Annotated in this window: 16 protein-coding genes; 10 read left to right on the forward strand and 6 right to left on the reverse strand. The window is 72.6% G+C overall.

Going from position 1 to position 24,410, the window contains the following annotated elements:
* Nucleotides 1-105 precede the first annotated feature (105 nt).
* Nucleotides 106-3,198 (reverse strand): glycoside hydrolase family 2 TIM barrel-domain containing protein, encoded by a 3,093-nt coding sequence (locus tag OG595_RS03425; RefSeq protein ID WP_329267617.1) that lies wholly within the window; start codon nucleotides 3,196-3,198, stop codon nucleotides 106-108.
* Nucleotides 3,199-3,465: 267 nt separating this feature from the next.
* On the opposite strand from OG595_RS03425, the gene OG595_RS03430 reads away from it, so the two are divergent.
* From OG595_RS03430 to OG595_RS03440, 3 genes are all read left to right on the forward strand, one after another.
* Nucleotides 3,466-5,850 (forward strand): SpoIIE family protein phosphatase, encoded by a 2,385-nt coding sequence (locus OG595_RS03430; RefSeq protein ID WP_329267618.1) that lies wholly within the window; start codon nucleotides 3,466-3,468, stop codon nucleotides 5,848-5,850.
* 123 nt (nucleotides 5,851-5,973) lie between these two features.
* Nucleotides 5,974-6,564, forward strand: a complete 591-nt coding sequence (locus OG595_RS03435) for a DUF4232 domain-containing protein (RefSeq protein ID WP_329267619.1) — start codon at nucleotides 5,974-5,976, stop codon at nucleotides 6,562-6,564.
* Between the two features lie 75 nt (nucleotides 6,565-6,639).
* Entirely contained in the window at nucleotides 6,640-7,917 is a 1,278-nt protein-coding gene (locus OG595_RS03440) for an arsenic transporter (protein WP_329282611.1), read from the forward strand.
* A 20-nt stretch (nucleotides 7,918-7,937) separates the two neighbouring features.
* On the opposite strand, the gene OG595_RS03445 is transcribed toward OG595_RS03440, so the two are convergent.
* On the reverse strand, nucleotides 7,938-9,863 hold the full coding sequence (locus OG595_RS03445) for a ricin-type beta-trefoil lectin domain protein (protein WP_329267623.1): 1,926 nt from the start codon (nucleotides 9,861-9,863) through the stop codon (nucleotides 7,938-7,940).
* 494 nt (nucleotides 9,864-10,357) lie between these two features.
* Nucleotides 10,358-11,347 carry a helix-turn-helix domain-containing protein gene (locus tag OG595_RS03450; RefSeq protein WP_329267626.1) on the reverse strand — a complete coding sequence of 330 codons (990 nt, stop codon included), beginning with the start codon at nucleotides 11,345-11,347 and terminating at the stop codon, nucleotides 10,358-10,360.
* Between the two features lie 68 nt (nucleotides 11,348-11,415).
* Between OG595_RS03450 and OG595_RS03455 the strand changes: the two genes are divergently transcribed.
* On the forward strand, nucleotides 11,416-12,255 hold the full coding sequence (locus OG595_RS03455) for a phytanoyl-CoA dioxygenase family protein (RefSeq protein ID WP_329267629.1): 840 nt from the start codon (nucleotides 11,416-11,418) through the stop codon (nucleotides 12,253-12,255).
* Between the two features lie 18 nt (nucleotides 12,256-12,273).
* On the opposite strand, the gene OG595_RS03460 is transcribed toward OG595_RS03455, so the two are convergent.
* The 3 genes from OG595_RS03460 to OG595_RS03470 all read right to left on the reverse strand — a co-directional run bounded on the left by OG595_RS03460 (nucleotide 12,274) and on the right by OG595_RS03470 (nucleotide 16,952).
* On the reverse strand, nucleotides 12,274-13,242 hold the full coding sequence (locus tag OG595_RS03460) for an aldo/keto reductase (protein ID WP_329267630.1): 969 nt from the start codon (nucleotides 13,240-13,242) through the stop codon (nucleotides 12,274-12,276).
* A gap of 55 nt (nucleotides 13,243-13,297) precedes the next feature.
* Nucleotides 13,298-16,147 carry a helix-turn-helix transcriptional regulator gene (locus OG595_RS03465; protein WP_329267632.1) on the reverse strand — a complete coding sequence of 950 codons (2,850 nt, stop codon included), beginning with the start codon at nucleotides 16,145-16,147 and terminating at the stop codon, nucleotides 13,298-13,300.
* Nucleotides 16,148-16,346: 199 nt separating this feature from the next.
* Entirely contained in the window at nucleotides 16,347-16,952 is a 606-nt protein-coding gene (locus OG595_RS03470) for an NADPH-dependent F420 reductase (protein WP_329267635.1), read from the reverse strand.
* A gap of 238 nt (nucleotides 16,953-17,190) precedes the next feature.
* Here OG595_RS03470 and OG595_RS03475 point away from each other — a divergent pair, with 238 nt between their 5' ends.
* The 6 genes from OG595_RS03475 (at nucleotide 17,191) to OG595_RS03500 (ending at nucleotide 24,410) form a co-directional block, all read left to right on the forward strand.
* Nucleotides 17,191-18,063 carry an endo alpha-1,4 polygalactosaminidase gene (locus OG595_RS03475; RefSeq protein ID WP_329267636.1) on the forward strand — a complete coding sequence of 291 codons (873 nt, stop codon included), beginning with the start codon at nucleotides 17,191-17,193 and terminating at the stop codon, nucleotides 18,061-18,063.
* A gap of 120 nt (nucleotides 18,064-18,183) precedes the next feature.
* Nucleotides 18,184-20,931: a helix-turn-helix transcriptional regulator gene (locus OG595_RS03480; RefSeq protein WP_329267637.1), complete on the forward strand. Its 2,748-nt coding sequence runs from the start codon at nucleotides 18,184-18,186 to the stop codon at nucleotides 20,929-20,931.
* A gap of 99 nt (nucleotides 20,932-21,030) precedes the next feature.
* Nucleotides 21,031-21,855, forward strand: coding sequence for an alpha/beta fold hydrolase (locus tag OG595_RS03485; protein WP_329267639.1), 825 nt, complete (start codon nucleotides 21,031-21,033; stop codon nucleotides 21,853-21,855).
* Nucleotides 21,856-21,916: 61 nt separating this feature from the next.
* Nucleotides 21,917-22,744: an alpha/beta fold hydrolase gene (locus tag OG595_RS03490; RefSeq protein ID WP_329282613.1), complete on the forward strand. Its 828-nt coding sequence runs from the start codon at nucleotides 21,917-21,919 to the stop codon at nucleotides 22,742-22,744.
* A gap of 9 nt (nucleotides 22,745-22,753) precedes the next feature.
* Nucleotides 22,754-23,551, forward strand: a complete 798-nt coding sequence (locus OG595_RS03495; RefSeq protein WP_329267640.1) for an alpha/beta hydrolase — start codon at nucleotides 22,754-22,756, stop codon at nucleotides 23,549-23,551.
* Between the two features lie 67 nt (nucleotides 23,552-23,618).
* Complete coding sequence (locus tag OG595_RS03500; RefSeq protein ID WP_329267642.1) at nucleotides 23,619-24,410, forward strand: MBL fold metallo-hydrolase; 792 nt, start codon at nucleotides 23,619-23,621, stop codon at nucleotides 24,408-24,410.

Consider the following 24,410-nt stretch of genomic DNA (forward strand, 5'->3'; position numbering starts at 1 on the left):
GGCCGCGCCCCCGGACCCCCGCTTTCGGCCCTGAAGGGGCCTCGTCCTCAAACGCCGGACGGGCTGAAAGGCCCCGAGGACGGGCAGGGGCGGCGGGGGCGAGAATCAGCCCGCCGGCGCCTCCAGCCGGGTGATTCGCAACGCACCGCGCGTCTCCCCCGGGTAACGGCTCGTCAGGTCGAGCCGCAGGCCGGTGCCCCGTACCGCCGCGAAGGTGATCACCGTCGGCGTGTCGGAGGCGTCTGCCCACTGGACGGCCGCGTCCGGCACCCGCACGTACCGGTCGCCGTCCCGCACCGACACGGCGACCGACGCGGGCAGGCTGTGGATGGCGTCCACCGTGAAGGAGACCTCGACCCGGGTGAAGTCGCGGGCCCGTCCGTAGTCGACCGAGACCCAGTCCTCGGCGCGGGCCCCGCTGAACGCGGGCAGCAGCGCGGTCGGCGACTTGTAGAACGCGTTGGACCAGCCGGTGCCCGGCGCGCCGTCGAGCATCGCGGCGGGGAGTGTGTCCGGGCGGCCGGAGTAGCCGGCGTCCGCAGCGGGGTAGGTGGGGGTCCCCGGGCCCGGGTCGGGTGTGAAGAGCGCGGCCGGCGTCAGCGCCTCGTCGTGCGCCGGCGTCGTACGGACCTCGGCCCTGCCCGTGCGCAGCCCCGCCGACCGGGCCGTGACCTTCAGCCGCCCGGCCGCCGTTCCCGCCCGGACGATGGCGAGTGCCTTGCCGTGGAAGGCGGTTCGGGTGCTCGCCTGATAGCGCTCGGCACTCTCCTCGCGCCCGTTGTCGAGCCCGGCCAGGGAGCCGCCGTCGACCTCGAAGGCGAGCAGGTGCTCGGCTCCGGGCACGACCACGCCCCGGGCGTCGACCACGTCGGCGGTCACGAAGCACAGCGAACGGCCGTCGGCCGCGAGGGACCCGCGGTCCGCGGTGAGGCGTATCGCGTGTGCCGGGCCCGCCGTCCGCAGGACGTCCGTCGCCACGACCCGGCCGTTCCGCCGGGCCACCGCCCTCAACTCGCCCGGCTCGTAGGGCACGTGCCAGGTCAGATGCAGCTTGCCCGCGCTGCCGTTCGGGCTGGTGTAACTGCCCGGCCAGGGGCCCGAGGTGACCGTCTTGTCGTCACCGGTGGCCTCCGTGGTCTCCAGGTAGACGCGGCCGTCGACCGTCGTCTTGGTGTCGAACCGCCTGGTGCCGAGCGGCTTTCCGTTGAGGAACAGTTCCACCGTGTCGACGTTGGCGTAGGCCCAGACCTCCACCGTGTCGCCCGGTTCGTGGTTCCAGGTCATCGGGAGCAGATGGACCATGGGCTCGCTCGTCCACTGGCTGCGGAACAGGTGGTACATGTCCTTGGGGAAACCCGCGGTGTCGACCGCGCCGAAGAAGGACGCCTTCACCGGGAACACGTCGTACGGGGTCGGCTCGCCGATGTAGTCGATGCCCGACCACAGGAACTCGCCGGCGAACCACTTGCGGTCCCGGTCCTTCTTCAGGCCGTACTCACCGCTCATCGTCCAGGAGGCGAGATTGTTGTCGTACGACGAGACCGCGCGTCGGCCCGGGGTGTGGTTCTCGCCGGTGTTGAGGCGTTCCGGTTCCTGGTAGGTGCCCCGGGTGGAGGTCTCGGACGAGGACTCCGACTCGAAGAGGAACAGGTGCGGATAGCGGGCGTGCAGGGCGTCCACCGAGGCCGCGGTGTTGTAGTTGAGGCCGAGGCCGTCGAGCTTCGCCAGGATCAGGTCGCCCGGGGTGCCGGGGGCCGGCACGCTGCGGTGACGGTGGGAGCCGATCACGATCGGGCGGGTGTCGTCGGACGCCCTCACGGCGGCGATGAGCCGGTCCGCGATGGTGAGGCCGGCGGTGGAGGTGAACTCGGAGATCTCGTTGCCGAGGGACCACATGAGGACGGCGGGCGAGTTGCGGGCGGCCCGCACCATCTCCGTGATGTCCCGGTCCGCCCACTCATCGAAGAACCGGCCGTAGTCGTAGCGGGTCTTGGAACTGCGCCAGCAGTCGAAGGCCTCGACCATCATCACGATGCCCAGCTCCTCGCAGACCTGGATCATCTCCGGCGAGGGCGGGTTGTGGGAGGTGCGGAAGGCGTTGACGCCCATCGACTTCATGATGGTCATCTGCCGGCGGATCGCGTCGACGCTGACGGCGGCCCCGAGGGCGCCCAGGTCGTGGTGGAGGTCGACTCCCCTGATCTTGTGAGCGGTGCCGTTGAGCTGGAAGCCCTCGTCCGGGTCGAAGCGGAAGGTCCGGATGCCGAAGGTCGTGCGGTGGGTGTCGACAGTGATGCCGCCGACCCGCAGTCCGGTCTTCAGGGTGTAGCGGTGCGGTGCCGCGAAGTCCCACAACTGCGGTTCGGGGACAATGAGTTCATGGGTCTCGGTCGACCGGTCGGTGACGGCGGCCGTGGAGGACGTACGGGCGACCGTACGGCCGCGGGGATCCACGATCCGGGAGACGACCTCGACCTCGGCGGCGCTGCCCGAAGCGTTGACCACGGAGGTCCGAACCCGGACGACGGCCCGGCCCTCGGCGACCTCCGGGGTGGTGACATACGTACCCCAGCGCTCCACGTGCACCGGCTCGGTGACGACCAGCCGGGCCTCGCGGTAGATGCCGCTGCCCGAGTACCAGCGGCTGCTGGGCAGCCGGTTCTGCACCTTCACCGCGAGCACGTTCTCGGTGGTGCCGTCGGTGTGAAGAAGGCCGGTGAGGTCAAGGGCGAATCCGGTGTAGCCGTAGGGGTGACGGCCGGCCTCCGTGCCGTTGCAGTAGACGTAGGAGTCCATGTAGACGCCGTCGAACTCCACCGAGATCCGCTTACCGGCGAGCGCGGGCGGGAGTGTGAAGGCGAGGCGGTACCAGCCGAGGCCGCCGGGGAAGAACCCGGTGCCGCTGGTGGTGCCGTGGTCGGTGGTCGGGGCGAGCTCGATGCTCCAGTCGTGGGGGACGGCGACCGTCCGCCACGCCGAGTCGTCGTAGGCGGGGTCGGGAGCGTTCGCGTACTCGCCCGTGGGGTCGGTGATCCCGCCCGGGTCGACCAGCGCGAAGCGCCAGCCGTCCCGCAGCGGGACGGTTCGGCGGCCGGACCGGCCGGAGGCGGCCCGCGCGTCGGCCGCGGTGCCCAGCAGGGCTCCGGCCGCGGGGGCGGACGTACCGGCGGCCAACACCGATCTGCGAGTGACTGTCACGGCGGCTCTCCCTCATCAGGGCCCAGAAGTACTCACAATTGATCGTTAACAAACAGATTCTGACGGTGCGGCACATGCGTCCGTCAAGAGTCCGGTGACGTACTTCGGCCCCACCTGTCACAACGGCCGGAATCCCGCCCCGCGCGGCGGCCTTCCCGGCGGTCCGGGGACATGGGTGTTACTGACCATGCGGGGACAGAACGCACTAGTGTGGAACACCAGTGACATCCCCTGCTCACTGTGAGTGTTCACGATGGAGTGGCGACGATGAGCCCGGTGTACCCGTTCGACGATGCCGACACGGCGCGGGCCGTCGTCGACGCGCGGGGCGCCCTGACCGGCTGGAACGAGGGCGCCCGCCGGCTGCTGGGCTGGTCGGCGGCCGAGGTGCTGGGCCGTCCCGCCGCGTCCCTGCTGGCCGTCGACGGTTCCGGGAAGCCCGGGCCGCCGACGGAGGAGATCTGGCACGGCACTCTCGCGCTGCGTCACCGCGACGGCCGGACGGTGTCCTCCTGGCTCCTCGCCCACTACCGGCCGGCCCCCGACGGCGGCCGGGGCGACTGGCTGCTCGTCACACCCCTGGAGAACGATTCCCGGCCCGAGGACGACCCGCTGATGCGGGCCGCGCTCGCCCAGGCGCCCTGTGCGACGGCCGTCTACGACGACCGGCTTCGACTGCACGGCGTCAACGACGCCATGGCGGGGGTCATCGGGCTGCCGCTGGAGCGCATCCGAGGGCTCAGAATCGCCGAGATAGGAGGCCGGGAGCGCAGCGCGGAGCTGGAGCAGCACATGCTCGACGTACTGACCAGCGGCCGGCCGAAGGACATCCAGACCTATCTGCGCACCGGCGGCGAGGACCACGCACACGCCTGGCTGGCCCGGCTGGCACCGCTCAAGGACGCCGAGGGGCGGGTGCGGGGGGTCTGTCTCGCGGCCCATGACTTCACCGATCAGTACCTCGCCCGGGAGCGGCTCCAGCTGGTCAACGAGGCGAGTGTGCGCATCGGCACCACCCTCGACGTCACCCGGACGGCCCAGGAGCTGGCGGACGTCTGTGTCCCGGCGCTCGCCGACTTCGTCAGCGTCGACCTGCTGGACCCGCCGCAGCACGGCGGCGACCACCGCCCGGCCGAACTGAGCGCGCCCCTCAGCCTCCGCCGGGCCGCCCACCGGTCGATCATCCCGGGCAGCCCCGAAGCCGTCGCCAAGCCGGGACAGCTGGACGAGTACCCCGCCCTCTCACCGCAGGCCGACTCGCTCCTCGCGGGCCGCACCATCGTGGCCACCCTGCCCTCCGACGACCTCGAACAGCGGCTGGCCTGGAACAAGGCCCGCCTCAACCGGGTCAAGGAATTCGGCATCCACTCCATGATGTCCGTGCCGATCACGGCCCGCGGTACGACGCTCGGCGTCGCCGTCCTGACCCGGTACCGGCGGCCCGACCCGTTCACGGCAGACGACGCGCTGCTCGCCGAGGAGGTCACCGCCCGGGCCGCCGTCTGTATCGACAACGCACGCCGGTTCTCCCGCGAACGCGACACCGCTCTCGCCCTGCAACGCAGCCTGCTCCCCCGGACCCTGCCGCGCACCGCCGCCCTCGAAGCCGCCTCGCGCTATCTCCCGGCGGCGCGGGCCGGCGTGGGCGGCGACTGGTTCGACGTGATCCCGCTGTCCGGGATGCGGGTCGCGATGGTCGTCGGTGACGTGGTCGGCCACGGCATCCAGGCCTCCGCCACCATGGGCCGGCTGCGCACCGCCGTACGCACGCTCGCCGACATCGACCTCGCCCCGGACGAGCTGCTCACCCACCTCGACGACCTCGTCGTACGGCTGTCCGCCGAGGCCGGCAGTGAGGGCGGCCCGGGCGAGGTCGGGGCGACCTGTCTGTACGCGGTGTACGACCCGGTGTCGCGGCGCTGCACCCTGGCCCGCGCCGGGCATCCCCCACCGGTCATGCTCACCCCGGGCGGCACGCCCCGGCAGGTGCGGCTCCCGGCGGGTCCGCCGCTCGGGCTCGGCGGGCTGCCGTTCGAGTCCACGGAACTGGAGCTCGCCGAGGGCACGGTCCTCGCGCTCTACACCGACGGGCTGATCGAGAGCCGCGAGCGGGACATCGACGCCGGTCACCAGCTGTTGTGCGACGCGCTGGCCGCGTACGCGGACTCGCTCGACGAGACGTGCGACCGCATCCTGCACACCCTGCTCCCGCCGGGTGGCGCGGCGGACGACGTGGCGCTGCTGCTGGCCCGCACCCAGGGGCTGCCTGCCTCCCACGTCACGACGTGGGACATCCCGGCCGACCCCGCGCTCGTCGGACCGATCCGCAAACAGGTCGGCGAGCAGCTCGACGTCTGGGACCTGAGCGAGGCCTCGTTCACCACCGAGCTGGTGGTGAGCGAGTTGGTCACCAACGCCATCCGCTACGGCTCGCACCCCATCCGGCTGCGGCTCATCCATGACGCGGCGACCCTGATCTGCGAGGTCTCCGACTCCAGCCACACCGCCCCGCACCTGCGGCGCGCCAGGACCTTCGACGAGGGGGGCCGCGGTCTGCTGCTGGTCGCCCAGCTCACCGAGCGGTGGGGCAGCCGCCACACGCCCGACGGGAAGACGATCTGGGCGGAGTTGTCCCTGACCGACGAGATGTGAGTCCCGGCTCTCACTGACGACGGTTTTATTCGGGGCCGCATGGGCTTTTGGGTTCCGGTCCCACCGGACACTCGTGACGGTGCACGAGACGCCGTACGCGCAGTGACCTCCAGGAGTGTGGACATGGCGACCTTCCGAACCACCCGGCCGGCCCGTCGGACCGCGCTGCTCATGAGCGCGATGGCGCTACCGGTCCTGCTCGGGGCCTGCGGCAGCGACACCGGCGACGGCACGACCGTCCCGTCGACCGCCACCACGACGACTGTCTCGACGTCGACCGCCCCTTCGACCGGCGACAGCCGTTGCCGTGCCTCCGAGCTGCGCGCCTCGGTCGGGCGGCTCGATCCGGGCGCCGGGCAGAAGAACTTCCCCGTCGTCCTCACCAACGACTCCGCCCGTGCCTGCACCCTGCGCGGCTACCCGGGCGTCGCCTTCGTGGACGCGGCCGGCGAACAGCTGGGCGCCGACCCGAAGCGCTCCGACGCCCAGGTGACAACGGTCCATCTGGCGCCGGGCGACAGTGCCTGGGCGGGCCTGAGCTTCGCGAACCCGGAGCTCAGCGAGGCCGCGACGGCGACCCCGGCCGAGCTGCTGGTGACCCCGCCGGACGAACGGGACCAGCTGAAGGTGGCATGGGAGAAGGGCGAGGTGCCGGTCGGCGGGAACGAGTCGTCGGTGTTCCTGACGGTCTTCGGTCCCGGTACCGGATCCTGACCCGGTCGGTGGGCCGGTGAGCTGGGCCTGCTTTCATGGAGGGGTACCGACATCCCTGTCCCGGAGGACCGAACTCTGAACGCCCCGTCCGCCGAGGCCCTGTCCATCGCCCTGCTCATCGCCGTCCTGGCCTGCGCCGTCGTGCGCCCGTTCGGGCTGCCTGAGGCGGTCGTGGCGGTTCCCGCCGCCGGGCTGGTGGTCGTCACCGGCGCGATCTCGCCGGAACACGCGTGGGAGGAGGCCGAGCGGCTCGGGCCGGTGGTCGGCTTCCTCGCGGCGGTGCTGGTCCTGGCCCACTTCTGCGATGTCGAGGGGCTCTTCCGGGCCTGCGGCGGGTGGATGGCCCGGTGGGCGAAGAACCGGCCGGGACGGCTGCTGACCTCGGTCTTCGTGCTGGCCTCGGCGATCACGGCGGTACTGAGCCTGGACGCGACCATCGTGCTGCTCACGCCCGTGGTGTTCGCCACGGCCGCCCGGACAGGGGTCAGGCCCAAGCCGCACTCCTACGCCTGCGCGCATCTGTCGAACACGGCGTCGCTGCTGCTGCCGGTCTCCAACCTCACCAACCTGCTGGCGTTCAGCGCGAGCGGCCTGAGCTTCACCCGGTTCGCCGCTCTGATGACGCTGCCCTGGCTGGTCGCGATCGGCGCCGAGTACCTGGTGTTCCGTCGGTTCTTCGCCGCCGACCTGGCCGCACCGGCACCGGACACGCCGCCCGCGGACCCCGGCCCCGGTACGGCGGACGCGCCCGCGCTCCCGCTGTTCGCCCTCGTCACCGTGGCCTGCACACTGGCCGGGTTCGTCGTGGCCTCCGCGCTGGGCATCGATCCCGCGTGGGCGGCGCTCGCGGGAGCACTCGTACTGTCCGGACGCGCGCTTCTGCGCCGGCAGGCCACCCCGGTGACAGTGCTGCGCGCCACGGCACCCGGGTTCCTCGCGTTCGTGCTGGCGCTGGGTGTCGTGGTCCGCGCGGTCGTGGACAACGGGCTCGCGGAGGCGCTCGGCCGGGTGCTGCCCGACGGAACCGGGCTGGCCGCGCTGCTCGGGATCGCCGCGCTGGCCGCCGTACTCGCCAATCTGATCAACAACCTGCCCGCGGTGCTCGTGCTGCTGCCGCTGACCGCCACAGCCGGTCCCGGTGCGGTGCTCGCCGTGCTGCTCGGGGTGAACATCGGCCCGAACCTCACGTACGCCGGATCGCTGGCGACCCTGCTGTGGCGGCGCATCGTGCACCAGCACGAGCGCGATGTCGGGATCGGGGAGTTCACCCGGCTCGGGCTCATCTCCGTGCCGGCCGCGCTGATCCCGGCGGTGGTGGCGTTGTGGGGCTCGCTGGTCGTCCTCGGGGGCTGAGGCGCGGGCGGGCCCGGTCGTCAGCGGCCTCCCCAGCCGCCGTATCCGCCGCCGTAGGGGTAGCCGTATCCGTAGCCGCCGCCGTAGTTGCCGCCGCCGGTGTTCTGGCCGTTCCCGCAGTTGTAGTACCCGTAGTAGTAGCAGGGCACGGTCGTCGGGTTCGAGGCCGAGGGGGTCGGGGTGGCGGCCGACGGTGTCGGGGTCGGCCGGGCCGGTGTGGGGGTCGGCGCCGGGGTCGTCGAGGGCTCGGGGCTCTTCTTGGTGGTGGGGGGACCGGCCTCGGACGCCGCGTCCCAGTTGACGGCCTGCATCTGGAGCGAGGGTGACGAGGAGTCGAAGACCCAGTGCTGGTCGGCGGACTCCTCGCGCGACTTCAGGACCAGCGGCGCGTCGCCCTCGTCCGCGGCGTCGGCGGGGGTCAGGGCCAGCTCCTGGTCCCAGCGCGGGACCAGGGTGCCCTGGAGGGTGAAGTCGTAGCGCACGTTCTTGGCGGCGGGCTGGGACGCGCCCGTGCACGGGGCGAGCTGGACCGAGTAGCCGAGGTGGGAGTCGAGGCAGAGGTCCGGGGCGGCGACGTTGCGCAGCAGGCCGTCCTTCTCGTACGACCACTCCTGGCCGGCCTCCGACGAGCAGCTGGTCAGCTCGGCCTCCGCGCCCTGGACGGCCTTGCCGCCGACGATGCCGATGCACAGTCCGGACTCGACGTTGTGCAGTCGGCCGCGCAGGGCGCCCTTGGTGGTCTCGCCCGAACCGGCCCAGGAGGGATCGCCGGCCGTGTCGGAGCCGGTGGTAGCGGTGTCCGGGGGGCTGTTCTCGGCGGTCGGGCCGTCCTCGTCGTCCGAACCCAGGACGGACCACAGGGCCAGCGGGACGAGGACCAGCGCGCTCACGGTCGCGGCGGCCAGGACACGGTTGCGGCGACGGACCGCGCGCCGGGCCGCCTTGTGCGCGGACCGGTGCGATCCGGGGCGGACGACCAGCTCGGTGGAGACCGGCGGGTTCGCGGGCATGGGCGGAGCCTGGGCCAGGACGCGCGGGACCGGGAGCACGCTCTCGACCGTGGCGATCTCGATGATGGGGGCCTGTTCGACCTCCACGATGGCGCTCTCCGCGGCGCGTCCCGGCCGGGACTCCAGATAGGCGCGCGCACCCCAGCCGAGCACTCCCTCGGCCAGCGCGAGGGCGAGGTCGCCGTTGAACTGGTTCAACTGGTCGGCGGCGTACCGGCAGTGCATGCAGTCGGCGAGGTGCTTGGCGAGGTCGGGGTCGATGTCGAAGCTGCGGCGCCGGCAGGTGACGTCGATCAGCCGGATGTAGCGGCGGCACTCCTCCTGGGGCACGACCTCGCGGTGGACGTGCAGGCACTCCTCGCGGAGCCGTCCGCGGGCCCGGCCCAGTTCGACGGCGGCGTCCTCCACGCTCAGGCCCAGCAGGCCGGCGGGTATCTCCAGCGGTTCGGCCTCGACCTCGGCGTGCCAGAGCAGGCAGCGCGCCGACTGCGGGAGGTTCTGGAAGGCCCTGGAGAGCAGCCGCCGGTCGGGCGCGGGCAGCAGTCGGGCGGCGACGCGGCTCTCGCCGCCGGGTCTGGTGCGCAGCTCGGGGTGGAGCATTTCGTGGCGGTGGTCGCCCTCCCACTCCGCCGCCAGCCGGCGCACGGTGACCAGGAGGTGGGGCCGCCACGCGGAGGTGGGGCCGCTCTGGCGCAGCGATTCCCCGAAGAGGCGGGTGAACGCGGCGGTGGTGAGCATTCCGGCGGGGCGCGGGCCACTGGTGCACAGTCGGGCATAGGCGAAGGCCGCTTCCCAGTGCCGGTCGAGCAGTTCACCGACGGGATGGAGCGCGGGCGTCGTCCCCGTCCACTTCTTCAGCTCCGCGCTGAGTTCGACATCCGAAGCGTCGTACGCGGGAACCGGTGTAGGGGAATTCGACAGGCCTGCGTCTTTCACGTCTGTATTCCTCCACGGACAACGCGGGTTTTAGTCCATACCAAGAGGTATGCGACCCTGTCGACGAAACGACAGGATCCGACCAAACAGGGGATCGGTATCGCGAACGCCCGCAGCGGACAGCTCTTTTGGAGCGGGGAGTCAGCGGGGGCGTCGCGTGCGTGCAGGGGAAAAAGACTGTCCGCACGCCGACGTGCACACCTTTGCACAGCTCATCGAGCCGTAACAAGAGATCACGCCGTTTTCCACATTGCACTGTGACCTAAAGCGGTTGACGGCGTGTCAATGGGATGCACCTTTAGGGATTGCCACTGTATCAACATCCTCATTGCAAACGGTATTCACTTCGCTCAGCATCGTTTCGCAACCATTGAAGGACGCTCTCCACCGGTGGCGCAAAACCGCCCGTCTCCGGTGTCCTGTCACCACCTCTTGTGCGTTTCCGCAGCTCATGGTTGCGGGCGTGCGAACCGCCGCCGCAACCCAGAGCGTCGTCATGGCAGTTGACCGGTTCCTTCGCCTCTCCGTCCGGGAACAGCCGCGAAACCAATAGCGGGCGTGGTTTCCGCCGGATCGCGTCTGCACAGGGCCCGGTACGCGCCCGGTGGCGTCCCGTGACGCTCGCGGAACACCCGGTTGAAGTGGAACGGGCTGGCGAAGCCGGAGGCGAGGGCGACGCGTTCCACCGGCAGGTCGGTGGCCTCCAGCAACCGGGCCGCATGGCGCAGCCGGGCCTCGCGCAGGGCCCGCATCGGGGACCGGCCGAGCTGCTCGGTGAACAGGTGCGCGAACCGCGACGGTGAGAGCGCGACCCCCTCGGCGAGCGAGCGGACGGTGTGCGGAGCGGCCGGGTCGGCGGCGATGAGCGCTTCCGCCCGGCTCACCCGGGGGTCGACGCCCGGCCGTTCCGGAAGGGGGCGGGCGGCCGTGGAGGCCAGCAGCACGATTTCCTCCAGGGAACAGAGGGCGAGTTCCCGGGCTGCGGCGCCGTGGGCGACGGCTGTCGGACCGTCGGGCACGGCCGGGGCGGCGGAGGCGGAGGAGCCGGGCGGCCGGGTGTCGCTGCCCGGCCAGCGGGCGTCCGCCAGCATGCGCGCGAACGCCGTGGCCATACGGTCGTGCAGCGCTTCCGGCACCGGGGCGACGACGTACATGCCGACGGCGTACGGGCTCAGCCAGGCCGTCCAGGAGGGGCGGGCCTGGCAGTGCGTCCACCAGAACCGCCAGTGCCGGGCACCCGGCCGGACCAGGTAGCGGTGGGGCACCCCCGGGCCGAGGACGACCAGGTCCCCGGCCCCGGCCCGCGCCTCGGCCGCGCCCTGGGTCAGCAGCCCGTGGCCGTCCGTCGTCCAGGTGAACAGCCAGCTGTCGGCGCCCTGCGGCCGGTTGACGGCGTAACCGGGCCCCTCGTCGTAGCGCCCGACGGTCACCAGACCGGGCGGCGGCGCGGGGACAGCGGTCCTGGACAATCCGTCAGCGTTCATGGGCATCCTCCCCAGGGAGTGGCAACCCTAGTCTGGCGGCCGGTGAGAGCTGACCGAAGGAGTCGACGATGACAGTCACAGGCATCAGTACCCCCGGGGCCCCCATCCTGCCGGAGGAGGAGCGCCGGCGGTTCGAGGAGGACGGATTCACCGTTGTGCGGGGACTGTTCGGGGCCGACGAGATCGCCGCGCTGCGCGCCGAGTTCACGGCGCTGCACGCGGCCGGTCCGGTGCCGGGACATTTCGAGCCGCGCCCGTCCGGACAGGACGGGCGCCCGGCCGACCCGCTGGACGCCTATCCGCGCGTCATGCAGCCGCACGAGTTCCACGAGCCGTCCCTCGGCTGGCTGTTGGATCCGCGGTTGCGCGCCGTCCTGGAGGTGCTGCTCGGCGAGGAGGTACTGGCCGCGCAGAGCATGTTCTACTTCAAGCCGCCGGGCGCCCGGGGGCAGGCGCTGCACCAGGACAACTTCTATCTGCGGGTCGAGCCGGGCACCTGTGTGGCCGCGTGGATCGCGTGCGAGACGATCGACCGGGACAACGGCGGTCTGGAGGTGGTGCCGGGCACGCACCGCATGGACCTGTTCTGTCCGGAGACGGCGGACGCCGGTGTGTCCTTCGCCCGGGAGTACGTGGCTCCGCCGCCCGGTCTGGCCACGGTGCCGGTCGACATGGCCCCGGGCGACGTCCTGTTCTTCAACGGCAGCCTGGTGCACGGCTCGCAGCCCAACCGGAGCGCCGACCGGTTCCGGCGCTCGTTCATCGGGCACTACGTGGGCCGCTCGGCCGAGCGTATCGGCCACTTCTACCGCACGATCTCCATGGACGGCGACCGGGTCCGGCTGCGCGAGAGCGAGGGCGCGGGACCGTGCGGCACGGAGTTCGGGTCGCCGTCCGCACCGCACTGACGCGTCGCCGGGGTCCCGTCAGTGGCCGCTGACCGGATGCGGGGTGTAGGGCTGCCCCAGTTCCTCGATCTCCTGGTCGGTGAGTTCCAGGTCGACGGCGGCCACCGCGTCGTCGATGTGGTGCGGCTTGGTGGCGCCGACGATCGGGGCGGTCACCGGGCTCTGACGCAGCAGCCAGGCCAGGGCGACGCGGGCACGCGGGACGTTCCGCCGGTCCGCGATGCGGGCGACCGCGTCGACGATCGTGCGGTCGCCCTCCGGGTAGAGGGTGCGGCCGAAGTCGTCGGTCTCGCTGCGCCCGGTGGTGGTGTCCCAGTCGCGGGTGAGCCGGCCGCGGGCCAGCGGGCTCCACGGCAGGACGCCGACGCCCTGGTCGGCGCAGAGAGGCAGCATCTCGCGCTCCTCCTCGCGGTAGAGGAGGTTGTAGTGGTTCTGCATCGACACGAACCGGGTCCAGCCGTGCTCGCGGGCCGTGTACTGGGCCTTGGAGAACTGCCAGGCGTACATCGAACTCGCTCCGATGTAGCGGGCCTTGCCCGCCTTGACGACGTCGTGCAGGGCCTCCATCGTCTCCTCGATCGGGGTGACGGAGTCGTAGCGGTGGATCTGGTAGAGGTCGACGTAGTCGGTGCCGAGGCGGGTGAGGCTGTGGTCGATCTCGGTCAGGATCGCCTTGCGGGACAGGCCGCCGCCGTTGGGCCCGGGCCGCATCCGGCCGTGCACCTTCGTGGCCAGCACTATCTCGTCGCGGCGGGCGAAGTCGGCGAGCGCCCTGCCGACGATCTCCTCGCTGGTGCCGTCGGAGTAGACGTTCGCCGTGTCGAAGAAGGTGATCCCGGCGTCGAGGGCCTGCCGGATCAGCGGACGGGACGCCTCCTCGTCGAGGGTCCACTCGTGGTTGCCGCGGTCGGGCAGGCCGTAGCTCATGCAGCCCAGACAGATCCGCGACACGTCCAGGCCCGTCGAACCGAGCTTCACGTACTGCATCGTTGCTGCTCCTGCCTTCGAGTGGGGTGTCAGAGGGAGCGTACGCCCGGCCCGATCACGGGCCCGGGGTGCCTTCCAGGGCCGCCGACGACTCCGGCAGTGTGTCGCGGAGCTGGGCGCGGCCCGTGATGCCGAGTTTGGGGAAGATGCGGTAGAGGTGGAAGCCGACCGTGCGGGGCGAGAGGAACATGCGTTCGCCGATCTCCCGGTTGGTGAGACCGGCCGCGGCCAGGCGGGCGATCTGGAGCTGCTGCGGGGTGAGTTCGGCGAGGACGTCGCGGGGTGCGCTGCTGGTGGGGGTGACGCCGGCGGCCCGCAGTTCGGCGCGGGCGCGTTCCGTCCAGGGGCGGGCGCCGACCCGTTCGAAGGCGTCGAGGGCGGCGGTGAGCTGCGGGCGCGCCTCCACCGAGCGGCGTCGGCGGCGCAGCCACTCCGCGTAGTCGAGGCGGACCAGCGCCCGCTCGAACAGCCACTGTTCGCCGGCCGGGTCGGCGAGGGCCGCGGTGAAGTGCTCCTCCGCCTCGTCTCCGTCGGCAAGCAGGGCGTCCGCCCGGTGCAGTACGGCGTCCAGCCGGGCGGAGATCCCGCCTGCCGCGAGGCGGCGGCGGGTCGCGTCGACGATCCGGCGTGCCTCGTCGGCGCGGCCGGTGCGCACGGCCGCTGCCGTGAGGTCGGCCAGGTAGTAGTCGGAGGCGTGGAAGTGCACCGGTTCGGGTTCGGCGTCCTGGGTGTAGACGGCCCGGAAGCGGGTGCAGGCGGCGGCGTGGTCGCCCTCGGCGAGGGCGGCGGTGCCGAGGGCGTAGTGCCTCCGTACCTGGAGGCTGCGGGAGTTGGGCAGATCGACGCCGTGGACGGCGCGCTGCACGGCGGCACGGGCCGCCTCGGTGTCGCCGCGCCGGGCGAGGATGGTGGCGCCGACGACGGGCGAGCCGGCCGCCACGATCTCCAGGCCGGCCTCGGCCGCCGTCCGGTACGACTCGTCGAAGATCGTGCGGGCCCGGGTCCAGGAGCCGCTCTCGTACAGCGCGAGCCCGAGCGCGTTGGCGACGGTGGCGTTGGCGCCGGCCGTCGGGGAACGCCGCAGATGGTCCAGCGCGGCGCCGAGCAGACGGACGGCCTCGGCGGTCTCGTCCAGGACCCAGGCGGCGGCCCCCACGACGATCAGCCGGGACAGCCTGCGGTCCTGGGGGAGGGCGCCGGGCGGGAGTCCGGGCGGGTCCTGGGTCCAGTCGGTGCCCCTGAGCAGCGCCAATGCCTGCTCACGGTTGCGTACGGGATCGCAGCCGGCCAGCGCCCACACCCGTTCCCCCTCGTCGTCCTGGGGCGGAACGCGTTCGGTGATCCGCTGGATCCGCTCGCGGAACGAGGGGTCCCCGGAGTGGTAGGCGGGGGTGGTGGCCGTGCCGAGGGCGTCGAGGGCGAGGGCGGGGTCGGTCTCGACGGCGGCCTCGGCGACCGGCAGCAGGAAGCCGAGCGAGTCCTCGAAGCGGGTGGTCACCGCGAGCGCCCAGCCGGCCAGGAGCGAGGCCTGGGCGAGCACGGCCGGGTCGTCGGTGAGGGTGAGGACGTGGGTGGCCAGCTCTCCGACCCAGCGCGGGTGTCCGGCGTACATCGCCATGGTCGCGGCCCGGACCAGCCGCCTGGAGCGGACGTGGGGGTCGGGGCTGAGCCGGGCCGCCCGTTCGAGGGCGGCGGCAGCACCCGCGTAACCGCCCCGGCGCTGCGCGCGGCCCGCGCTGTCCTCCAGGCCCTGGGCGGCCTCCTCGTCGACGCCCGAGACGGCGGCGGCCAGGTGCCAGGCGCGCCGGTCGGGGTCGCCGGCGAGAACGCCGGCCAGGGCGGTGTGGGCCGCGTGGCGTTCGGCGTAGGTCGCGGACTGGTAGACGGCGGAGCGGATCAGCGGGTGCCGGAAGTGGAGGCGGCCGTCGTCGATGCGGACGAGTCCCGCGCTCTCGGCGGGCCGCCAGTCGGCCGGGGCGGCGGTGTCTCCGGCGGCGGAGAGGATCACAGGCAGTTCGGCCGTCTCGGCGGCTGCCGCGAGGAGCAGCAACCGGCGGGTGGGCGCGGGGAGTTCGGGCAGGTCGGCGGCGAAGATCGCCTCCAGGCGGTCGGTGAGGGGCAGTGCGTCGGTGGCGCCGTCCTGCCCGGCGGCGGGGTCGCGGCTGACCGCGCGGGCGAGTTCGACGAGGGCGAGGGGAACGCCTGCCGCCTGGTCGAGGATGCGGGAGCGGGCGCGTCCGACGGGCGGTTCGGGCTGGAGGTCGAGGAGGCGTCCGGCGGCGGCCGGGGTCAGCGGCTCGACGTTCAACTGCCGGCTCTCACTGGCGAATTGCCGGGGTACGGCGTTGTCCCGGGCGGCGAGCACCATGGCGACCGGCTCCCCTTCGAGGCGCCGGGCGACGAAGGCGAGGACGTCGAGCGTGCCCACGTCGAGCCAGTGGGCGTCGTCGATCACGAGCAGCAGGGGTCCCCGGTTCGCCGCGTCGGAGAGCAGGGTGAGGGTGCCGAGCGAGGTGAGCAGCGGGTCGGGAACCTTGTCCTGCGCCTGTTCGGGGTCCAGCCCGAACACACCGAGCAGCGCGCCTCGTTGGCGTACGGGCAGTTCCCCGGCGAGGTCCAGTACGGGGCGCAGCAGTTGGTGGAGTCCGGCGAACGCCAGCCCGGACTCGCCTTCGCAGCCACGGCAGCGCAGGACACGCAGTCCGGCCCTGAGCGCGGTGCGGCCGACGGCGTCGAGCAGGACGCTCTTGCCCGCGCCCGGTCCGCCGGTCACGACCAGGACGCCGGGCAGGCCCCCCAACAGGTCGGCGGGTTCGGCCGTGACCTCGTTCACCAGGTCGTCCAGCAGGGCGAGTTCGCGGTCGCGGCCGACTATCCACTCCGCGCCGAAGCGGGAGGGGCTCATACGGCGGAACCGTCCGGCCTGACGGCCGACGTGGCTGGTCCACCTGCCGAACCGGCTGCGAACGACCGGTCGGCGAGGGTCGGCGAGCGGTATAAGTCCAGCGGGTCGAGGTCTCCGATCATGTCATGACAATAAACGGTGAGTCGGCTGTCCATCGGTCCCGGGGAGCTCCCGGAGTGCTCCCGGACCGGCCCTCGGTTCAGGGCTGGAGGAGCAGACTGAGCGTCGGCAGCGGGCCGCCGGGAAACTCCTGAAGGCGGCCCCCATCAGCCAGGGGGCCCAGATCGACGGCCGCCCAGCCGACGTGTTCGACGAGCCGGGCGACCCGGTCGTTGGCGCCCGCGTGGTTGCCGGAGAGAAATATCACCCGCCGTCCGGCCGGAGTGCGCGGATCGGCTCCGACGAGCGCCGGCGCCAGGGTGTTGAACGCCTTCACCAGGCGGGCCCCGGGCACCAGACCGGCGACGACCTCGCTGGACGGGCGCCCCTGGAGGTCGGCGAGCCGGAAGTCGGGCGGGCCGAGCGGGTTGACGGTGTCGATGACGATCCGTTCCTGCCAGTCGGACACATCGGCCGCCCGCACCGCCTCGGACAGCCCCCGCCAGGGCACCGCGAGCACGACGATCTCGGGGTCGGCCGCCTCCGCCACGGTCACCGGTGTGAGCCCCGGTCCGATCGAGTCGACGAGCCCCCGCAGGGACCGGGGTCCCAGGCTGTCGCCGAGAAGCACCTCCGCCCCGGCGGCCACGAACCGGACCGCGAGGGCCTGCCCGAGGGCTCCGGCGCCGATGATGCCGATACGCATGACGTGCCTTCCTTGACCCGGTGACAACGAGCGTGCGAGGGCACGTCCCGAGCATGTCCGGGACGACGGACCGCGGGCTTCTGTCAAGTGACTGGGTCTGGCCCGCGTCGGCGCACCGGGGCCTGTTTGACCGACGGATGCGCAGGACGCTTTGATCTTGTCCGTGCCGGGCCGAGCGCCCGGTGCGCAGAGGTGCGCCCAGCCGGTAGTGGTCGTACCCGCGATCGATGGAGCGGACATGTTCCCCGAGGGTGCACCCCGCGCCGGAGGTATCCGGACGACGGCCGTCGTACTGGCGGCCGTCTGCGCGGCCGGGTGGGGACTGACCGCGTGCGGCGGCCCGCCGGAGACGACGAACGGAGCCGGGCCCGGGTCGACGCCCTCCCCCACCACGTCGGCCGAGGTCGGACTGCCGCCGCTGCACGCCGGTTTCGACTACCAGATCGGCGGCGCCTACCCGCCCCCGGCGGGGGTGCGCATCGTCAGCCGCGACCGTACGGCGACTCCCGCGCCCGGCCTGTACAACATCTGCTACGTCAACGCCTTCCAGGCGCAGCCCGGCGACGAGCGGGCGTGGCCAGACGATCTGCTGCTGCGCGACGCGAACGGCGAGACCGTCGTCGACGAGGACTGGGACGAGGCGCTGCTCGACATCGGCACGGCGGCGAAGCGCAAGCGGGTCGCGGAGCGGGTGAACGAGTGGATCGACGGCTGCGCGGACAAGGGCTTCGACGCGGTCGAGCCCGACAACTACGACAGCTACACCCGCTCCGACGGCCTCCTCACCGCCGACGACGCCACCGCCTTCATCACCCTCCTCTCCCGGCACGCGCACACCCGCGGGCTGGCCATCGGCCAGAAGAACACCGTGGAGCTGGCCGGGATCCGGAAGGAGACAGGGCTGGACTTCGCAGTCGCGGAGGAGTGCGGCGAGTACGACGAGTGCGGTGAGTACGCGGCGGCGTTCGACGACCGGGTGGTCGTGATCGAGTACACCGACTCGGGGCTGCGCAAGGCCCGCCAGGCCTTCGGCGACCGGCTGAGCATCGTCCGCAGGGACGTCGATGTGTCGACACCGGGCAGTGCCGGGTACGTCCGCAGGACGCGCTGAGGCCGAACCGGGACATCCGCCCCCGGGCAGGGCGCCGACCCTGCTTGAATGGGAGCGCTTCACCGTAACCGAGCATTCCCGCTCTCGTCCCCAACTGGGGCCTTGCTGAAGGGTGTTGGGTTGATCCTCACAGGACGCGCGGCGGAGCGGGAGCAACTCGGTCACCTTGTCGGCGATCTTCGCGCGGGCCTGAGCCGGGTCGTGCTGCTGCGCGGGGACGCCGGGATCGGGAAGACCGTACTGCTCGACCATGCGGCGAACGAGGCCGCCGGACTACGGGTGCTGCGGACTGCGGGCGTCGAGGCGGAGGCCGGCTTCCCGTACGCGGCCCTGCACCGGCTGCTCGTACCGTTCCTGGAAGGGCTGAAGGAGACCGGGCCGCTGTCCGCGGTGCAGCGCGAGGCGTTGCGGGTGGCCTGCGGACTGGCCGACGGACCGCCCGCCGACGGCTTCCTCGTCGGCCTCGCGACCCTCACCCTGCTCGCGGAGGCGGCGAAGGAGCGGCCGGTGCTGGCGCTCGTGGACGACGCCCAGTGGCTCGACGAGGAGTCCCTCGGCGTGCTGGCGTTCGTCGGGCGCCGGATGCACGCGGAGGGCGTCGGGCTGCTGTTCGCCGCGCGCACCGGGTTCGACGTGCCGGCGGGGCTGCCCGTGACCGAAGTCGCCGGGCTGGCCGAGCCGTTCGCGCTGGAGGTGCTGCGCGCGGCCGTCGCCGGGCCGCTGGACGCCCGGGTCGCGGCGCGGATCGTGGCCGCGACCGCCGGAAACCCCCTCGCGCTGGCGGACCTCGGCCAGGAGCTGTCTGCCGACCAGCTGGCCGGCGGCCTCGCGCTGCCCGAACCGCTGCCCGTGGGCGGGCGGTTGGAGGCTCACTACCTCCAGCGGGTGCGCGCCCTGCCGTCGGCCGCGCGGACCTGGCTGCTGCTCGCCGCCACCGAACCGGGCGGCGACCTCGGGTATGTCACGGGAGCGGCGCGGCGGCTCGGGATCGGCTTCGAGGCGTCCGGCCCGGCGGAGGCGGCCCGGCTGGTGGTGCTGCGGACCGCCGTCGCGTTCCGGCATCCACTGGTGCGTTCCGCGGTGTACGGGGGTGCCACCGGCGTGGAGCGGCGGCGCGCCCACCGCGCACTCGCCGAGGCCACCGACCGCCCCGCCGACAGCGACCGGCGGGCCTGGCACCTGGCCGCCGCCGCGCTCGGCCCGGACTCCGAGGTCGCGGCGGAGGTGGAGCGCGCGGCCGACCGGGCGGGCGCCCGGGGCGGGTTCGCGGCCCGCGCCACCTTCCTCACCCGGGCCGCCGAGCTCACGCCCGAGGAGAGTGAACGGGCCGGGCGGTTGCTGGCCGCGGCGGAGGCCGCGCTGCGGGCCGGGGCACCCCTGCAGGCGGAGACGCTGGTCGACGGGGTGGACGTCGACCGGCTCGACGCGGTGGGCCGGGGCCGGATACTGCTGGTCCGGGCGTACGCGATCCTGGCGCTCGGCGACGCGGACTCGTTCTCGCGGGCGCCCGCGCTGTGCCTGCGGGCCGCGCTGCTGCTCACCGAGGGGGCACCCGATCTGGCCCGCCAGGCGTTCCTGCAGGCGATCCAGGGCGTCATCACCGCGGAACATCTGATCCGGGACACCTCGGCGGCCGAGATCGCCCGGGCCATCGAGACGCTGCTGCCCCGCTCCGGGCCCGCCACCGGCGTCGATCTCGTGCTGCGGGCGTTCGCCGTGCTGGCCCTCGACGGCTACGCGAGTGCCGTCCCGCATCTGCGGCGGGCCTGCGCGATGGTCCTGGACCCGCGCACCTCCGACGAGGAGGTACTGCGCGCCTATCTGCCCGCCATCACCATGTCGATGATCCGGTGGGACGAGAAGACACAGACCGCGGTGATGCGCCGGGCGGCGGACGTCGCCCGGGCCACCGGCGCGCTCACCCAGCTGGACATCGCCCTGTACACGTGGGTGATGTCCGAGACGAACCTCGGAGAGCTGGCCGCCGCCGACGCCCTGCACGCGGAGGGGAACCAGATCCGGGCGGCGATCGGCGCGACCGACGACGTGTGGGCGATCTACCGGCATCCCGAACTCGTCGCCTGGCACGGTGACGCCGACGGACTCGACGCCGTCCTGCGGGGTTCGATGGAGGCGGGGACCTGGCTCGGCAACGGCGCCGTCGAGTCCATCGCCCGTATCGGGATGACCGTGGTGGCCCTGAGCCGCGGTGACTACGCGACGGCCCGTGACCACACCTGGGCGCTGGTCGAGCACGACCGGTGCGCCGTCCACTCCCGCATCCTCCCCCATCTGATCGAGGCCGCCGTACGCTGCGGCGACCGTGTCCTCGCCACGGCCACCCTGCGGACGCTCACCTCCCGGGCGACGGCCGCCGGCACCCCCTGGGGGCTGGGGGTGCTGGCCCGCTGCCGGGCCCTGCTCGCCTCCGCGGACGAGGCCGAACCGCTCTACGCCGAGGCGATCGACCTGCTGTCCGGGACCCGGGCACGGTCCGATCTGGCCGTCGCCCGTCTCCACTACGGCGAGTGGCTGCGCCGACGCAGGCGCCGCAAGGACGCCCGCGAGCAACTCCGCACCGCCATGGGGCTGTTCGACGCGATGGGCGCCACGGGCTTCTCGGCGCGCGCCGCCCGGGAACTGGCCGCGACGGGTGAGCACCCCCGGCGCGGACCGGCCGGCACGGCGAACGCGCTCACCCCGCAGGAGCTGACCATCGCCCGCCTCGCGAAGGACGGCGCGACCAACGCCGAGATCGCCGCCCAGCTGTTCATCAGTGCGAGCACCGTCGACTACCACCTGCGGAAGATCTTCCGCAAGCTCGACGTGACGTCCCGGCGCCGGCTCGCCCAGCTCCCGGGACTCTGATCCGGGGTCACGACTACGCGCTCCACGGGATACGGGGCCCGCCGGTCCCCGACGAGGCTCAGGGGGTCGGACGAGTCCCGCAGACGGGAGCACACACCCATGCCATACGTCACCGCAGCGGACGGCGCGGAGATCTTCTACAAGGACTGGGGCCAGGGCCGCCCGGTCGTCCTGAGCCACGGCTGGCCGCTGAACTCGGACAGCTGGGAGGCACAGCAGCTGTTCCTGGCCACCCACGGCTTCCGGGTGATCGCCCACGACCGGCGCGGCCACGGCCGCTCCACCCAGACCTGGCACGGCAACGAGATGAACACGTACGCCGGAGACCTGGCCGCCCTCGTCGACACCCTCGACCTGCGGGACGTGACCCTCGTCGGGTTCTCGACCGGCGGCGGCGAGGTCGCCCGCTATGTGGGCCGGCACGGCACCGGGCGCGTCGCACAGCTCGCGCTGGTGTCCGCCGTACCGCCGTTCATGCTGAAGACGGACGACAACCCGGGCGGGGTGCCGGGCGAGGTGTTCGACGGGATCCGGGCCGGTTCGCTGGCCGACCGCTCCCAGTTGTACCGGGATCTCGCCGACGGGCCGTTCTTCGGCAACAACAGGCCCGGCGGACACGTCTCGCAGGGCATCCGGGACGCGTTCTGGCGGCAGAGCCTCCAGGCCGGCCATCGCAACGCCTACGAGAGCATCGCCGCCTTTTCCGCCACCGACTTCCGCGCCGACCTGGACGCCTTCGACGTACCGACGCTGGTCGTTCACGGCGACGACGACCAGGTCGTACCGATCGACGTCGGCGGCAAGGCGTCGGCGGCCCGCATCAAGTCGGCGACGCTCAAGGTCTATCCGGGCGCGCCGCACGGCATCACGGACACACACAGGGACCAACTGAACGCCGATCTCCTCGACTTCCTCAACTCCTGATCCCTGAAAGGAACTTCGTGAGCATGCGACTCCACCGCACCCTGGGCACGGTCCTCGCGAGCTGCGCCCCGGTCGTCGGACTGACCGGCGCCGTCGCACACTCCTCCCCGCGCCCTCCTCGTCGGAGAAGGGCGCTCCCAAGCCGACCGTCGTCCTCGTCCACGGCGCGTTCGCGGACGCGTCGGGCTGGAACGCCACCGTCACGTCCCTCCAGGACGCCGGTTTCCCGGTGATCGCCCCGGCCAACCCTCCCCCAAGTCCCGACTCCCGCTCGACCCGGGGGGACCCCCATCGCGACCTGGCGGGCGACTCGGCGTACGTCTCGTCGGTCGTGGCGAGCATCGCCGGGCCGGTGATCCTGGTGGGCCACTCGTACGGCGGCGAGGTCGTCACCAACGCGGCGCGCGGCCGGGCCAACGTCAAGGCACTGGTGTACGTCGCCGCCTTCGCGCCCGACCAGGGCGAGACCGCGCTGGCCCTGGCCGACAAGTTCCCCGGCAGCAAACTGCCGACGGCTCTCCTGGTCCGGACGTATCCGCAGCCGGGCGCGCCCGACGGACATGACGGGTATGTCGACCCGGCGAAGTTCCACGACGTCTTCGCCCAGGACCTGCCCAGGAGGACGACCCAGGTCATGGCGGCGACCCAGCGCCCGGGCAGCCTCGAAGGGCTGAGCCAGGGCAGCGGCGTACCGGCCTGGAAGTCCCTGCCTTCCTGGTACGTCATCCCGACCGCCGACAACGTCATCCCGCCGGCCGTGCAGCACTTCATGGCCGAGCGGGCCGGCAGCCGGACCGTCGAGGTCAAGGGGGCCTCGCACGTCGTGATGATGTCCCGCCCGGACACGGTCGTCCGCCAGATCAAGGCCGCGTACCGCGCCACCGACTGAGGAGCACCGATGAGCACACCGGACACCATCGTCCTGATCCACGGCTTCTGGGTCACGCCCCGCAGCTGGGAGCAGTGGGTCGCCCACTACGAGAAGCGCGGCTACCGTGTCCTCGCGCCCGCCTACCCCGGCTTCGAGGCCGAGGTGGAGTCGCTCAACGCCGACCCGACGCCGGTCGAGCAGGTCACGGTCCCGCAGATCGTCGAGAGCCTGGAGAGCGTCGTCCGTTCCCTGGACAGGCCGCCGATCCTCGTCGGCCACTCGGCGGGCGGCGTCTTCGTGCAGCTGCTGCTCGACCGGGGCCACGGAGCGGCGGGCGTGGCGATCAACTCCGCGCCGACGGAGGGGGTCGCGGTGCTGCCGCTGACGCAGATCAAGGCGGCCTTCCCGGTCCTGAGGAACCCGGCCAACCGGCACCGGGCGGTCGGGCTGAACTTCGAGCAGTGGCACTACGCGTTCACCAACACGTTCGAGGAGGCCGAGTCGAGGAGGCTGTACGAGCGGTACGCGGTCCCGGCGTCCGGCAGCATCTTCTTCGACAGCGCCCTGGCCACCCTGCGCCCCGGCCACCAGAGCACGTACGTCGACTACCACAACGACGACCGGGCACCGCTGCTGTTCGTCTCGGGCGAGCTGGACCATCTGATGCCGCCCAGGGTGCAGCAGTCCAACGCCAGGCACTACAAGTCGAAGACGGTCACGGAGATCAAGGAGTACCCGGGCCGGCCGCATCTGCTCCCCGCCGCCCCCGGCTGGGAGGAGATCGCGGACGACGTCCTGGAGTGGGCGGTCCGGAACGCCCGGTAGACCGTGAGGAGCCCGGGGCGGCCGGACACCGGCCGCCCCGGACATCCGCAACCCGGAGGGAACCCGTATGACCGAGGCCCGTATCACCCACATCGGCGGTCCGACCGCGCTGATCGAGGCGGGCGGCTGGCGGCTGCTGACGGATCCGACGTTCGACCCGCCCGGGCGCCGCTACTCCTTCGGCTGGGGCACCTCGTCGGTGAAGACCTCGGGACCGGCACTGTCGGCCGCCGAACTCCCCCCGCTGGACGCCGTGTTGCTGACCCACGACCACCACGGCGACAACCTCGACCGGGCGGGCCGGGCCCTGCTGCCCGGGGTGGGCACCGTCCTGACGACACCGTCCGGGGCGCGCAGGCTCGGCGGCGACGCACATGGCCTCGCCCCCTGGACGACGTACCGCCTGACCGCCCCGGACCGCCCGACGATCGAGGTCACCGCGACCCCGGCCCGGCACGGCCCGCCCCTCTCCCGCGTGGTCGTCGGCGAGGTGACGGGCTTCGCCCTGCGCTGGGAGGGGCAGCGGCACGGCGCGCTGTGGATCTCCGGGGACACCGTCCTCCACGGCGGCGTACGCGAGGTGGCCCACCGTCTGACCGTCGGCACGGCGCTCCTCCACCTCGGCGGCGTCCGTTTCCCGCTCACCGGCCCCCTCCGCTACACCATGACGGCGGCCCAAGCGGTGTCCCTGTGCGGCGAGTTGCGGCCCCGGACCGCCCTGCCCGTGCACTACGAGGGCTGGCGCCACTTCCAGGAGGGCCGCCGGTCGATCGAGGCGGAGCTGGCGAGGGCACCCGCGGACATCCGGGACCGGTTCCGCTGGCTGCCGATGGGAGCACCGCTCGACATCACCGTGTGA

Origin of the sequence: Streptomyces sp. NBC_01451, assembly GCF_036227485.1 — a bacterium.
Lineage (GTDB): Bacteria > Actinomycetota > Actinomycetes > Streptomycetales > Streptomycetaceae > Streptomyces.

Bases quoted from the DNA above. Each gene is read 5' to 3' on its own strand.
- OG595_RS03435 (WP_329267619.1), top strand. From the start codon at position 5,974: ATGGCGACCTTCCGAACCACCCGGCCGGCCCGTCGGACCGCGCTGCTC.
- OG595_RS03455 (WP_329267629.1), top strand. From the start codon at position 11,416: ATGACAGTCACAGGCATCAGTACCCCCGGGGCCCCCATCCTGCCGGAG.
- OG595_RS03430 (WP_329267618.1), top strand. From the start codon at position 3,466: ATGAGCCCGGTGTACCCGTTCGACGATGCCGACACGGCGCGGGCCGTC.
- OG595_RS03460 (WP_329267630.1), bottom strand. From the start codon at position 13,242: ATGCAGTACGTGAAGCTCGGTTCGACGGGCCTGGACGTGTCGCGGATC.
- OG595_RS03495 (WP_329267640.1), top strand. From the start codon at position 22,754: ATGAGCACACCGGACACCATCGTCCTGATCCACGGCTTCTGGGTCACG.
- OG595_RS03465 (WP_329267632.1), bottom strand. From the start codon at position 16,147: ATGAGCCCCTCCCGCTTCGGCGCGGAGTGGATAGTCGGCCGCGACCGC.
- OG595_RS03485 (WP_329267639.1), top strand. From the start codon at position 21,031: ATGCCATACGTCACCGCAGCGGACGGCGCGGAGATCTTCTACAAGGAC.
- OG595_RS03450 (WP_329267626.1), bottom strand. From the start codon at position 11,347: ATGAACGCTGACGGATTGTCCAGGACCGCTGTCCCCGCGCCGCCGCCC.
- OG595_RS03470 (WP_329267635.1), bottom strand. From the start codon at position 16,952: ATGCGTATCGGCATCATCGGCGCCGGAGCCCTCGGGCAGGCCCTCGCG.
- OG595_RS03475 (WP_329267636.1), top strand. From the start codon at position 17,191: ATGTTCCCCGAGGGTGCACCCCGCGCCGGAGGTATCCGGACGACGGCC.
- OG595_RS03500 (WP_329267642.1), top strand. From the start codon at position 23,619: ATGACCGAGGCCCGTATCACCCACATCGGCGGTCCGACCGCGCTGATC.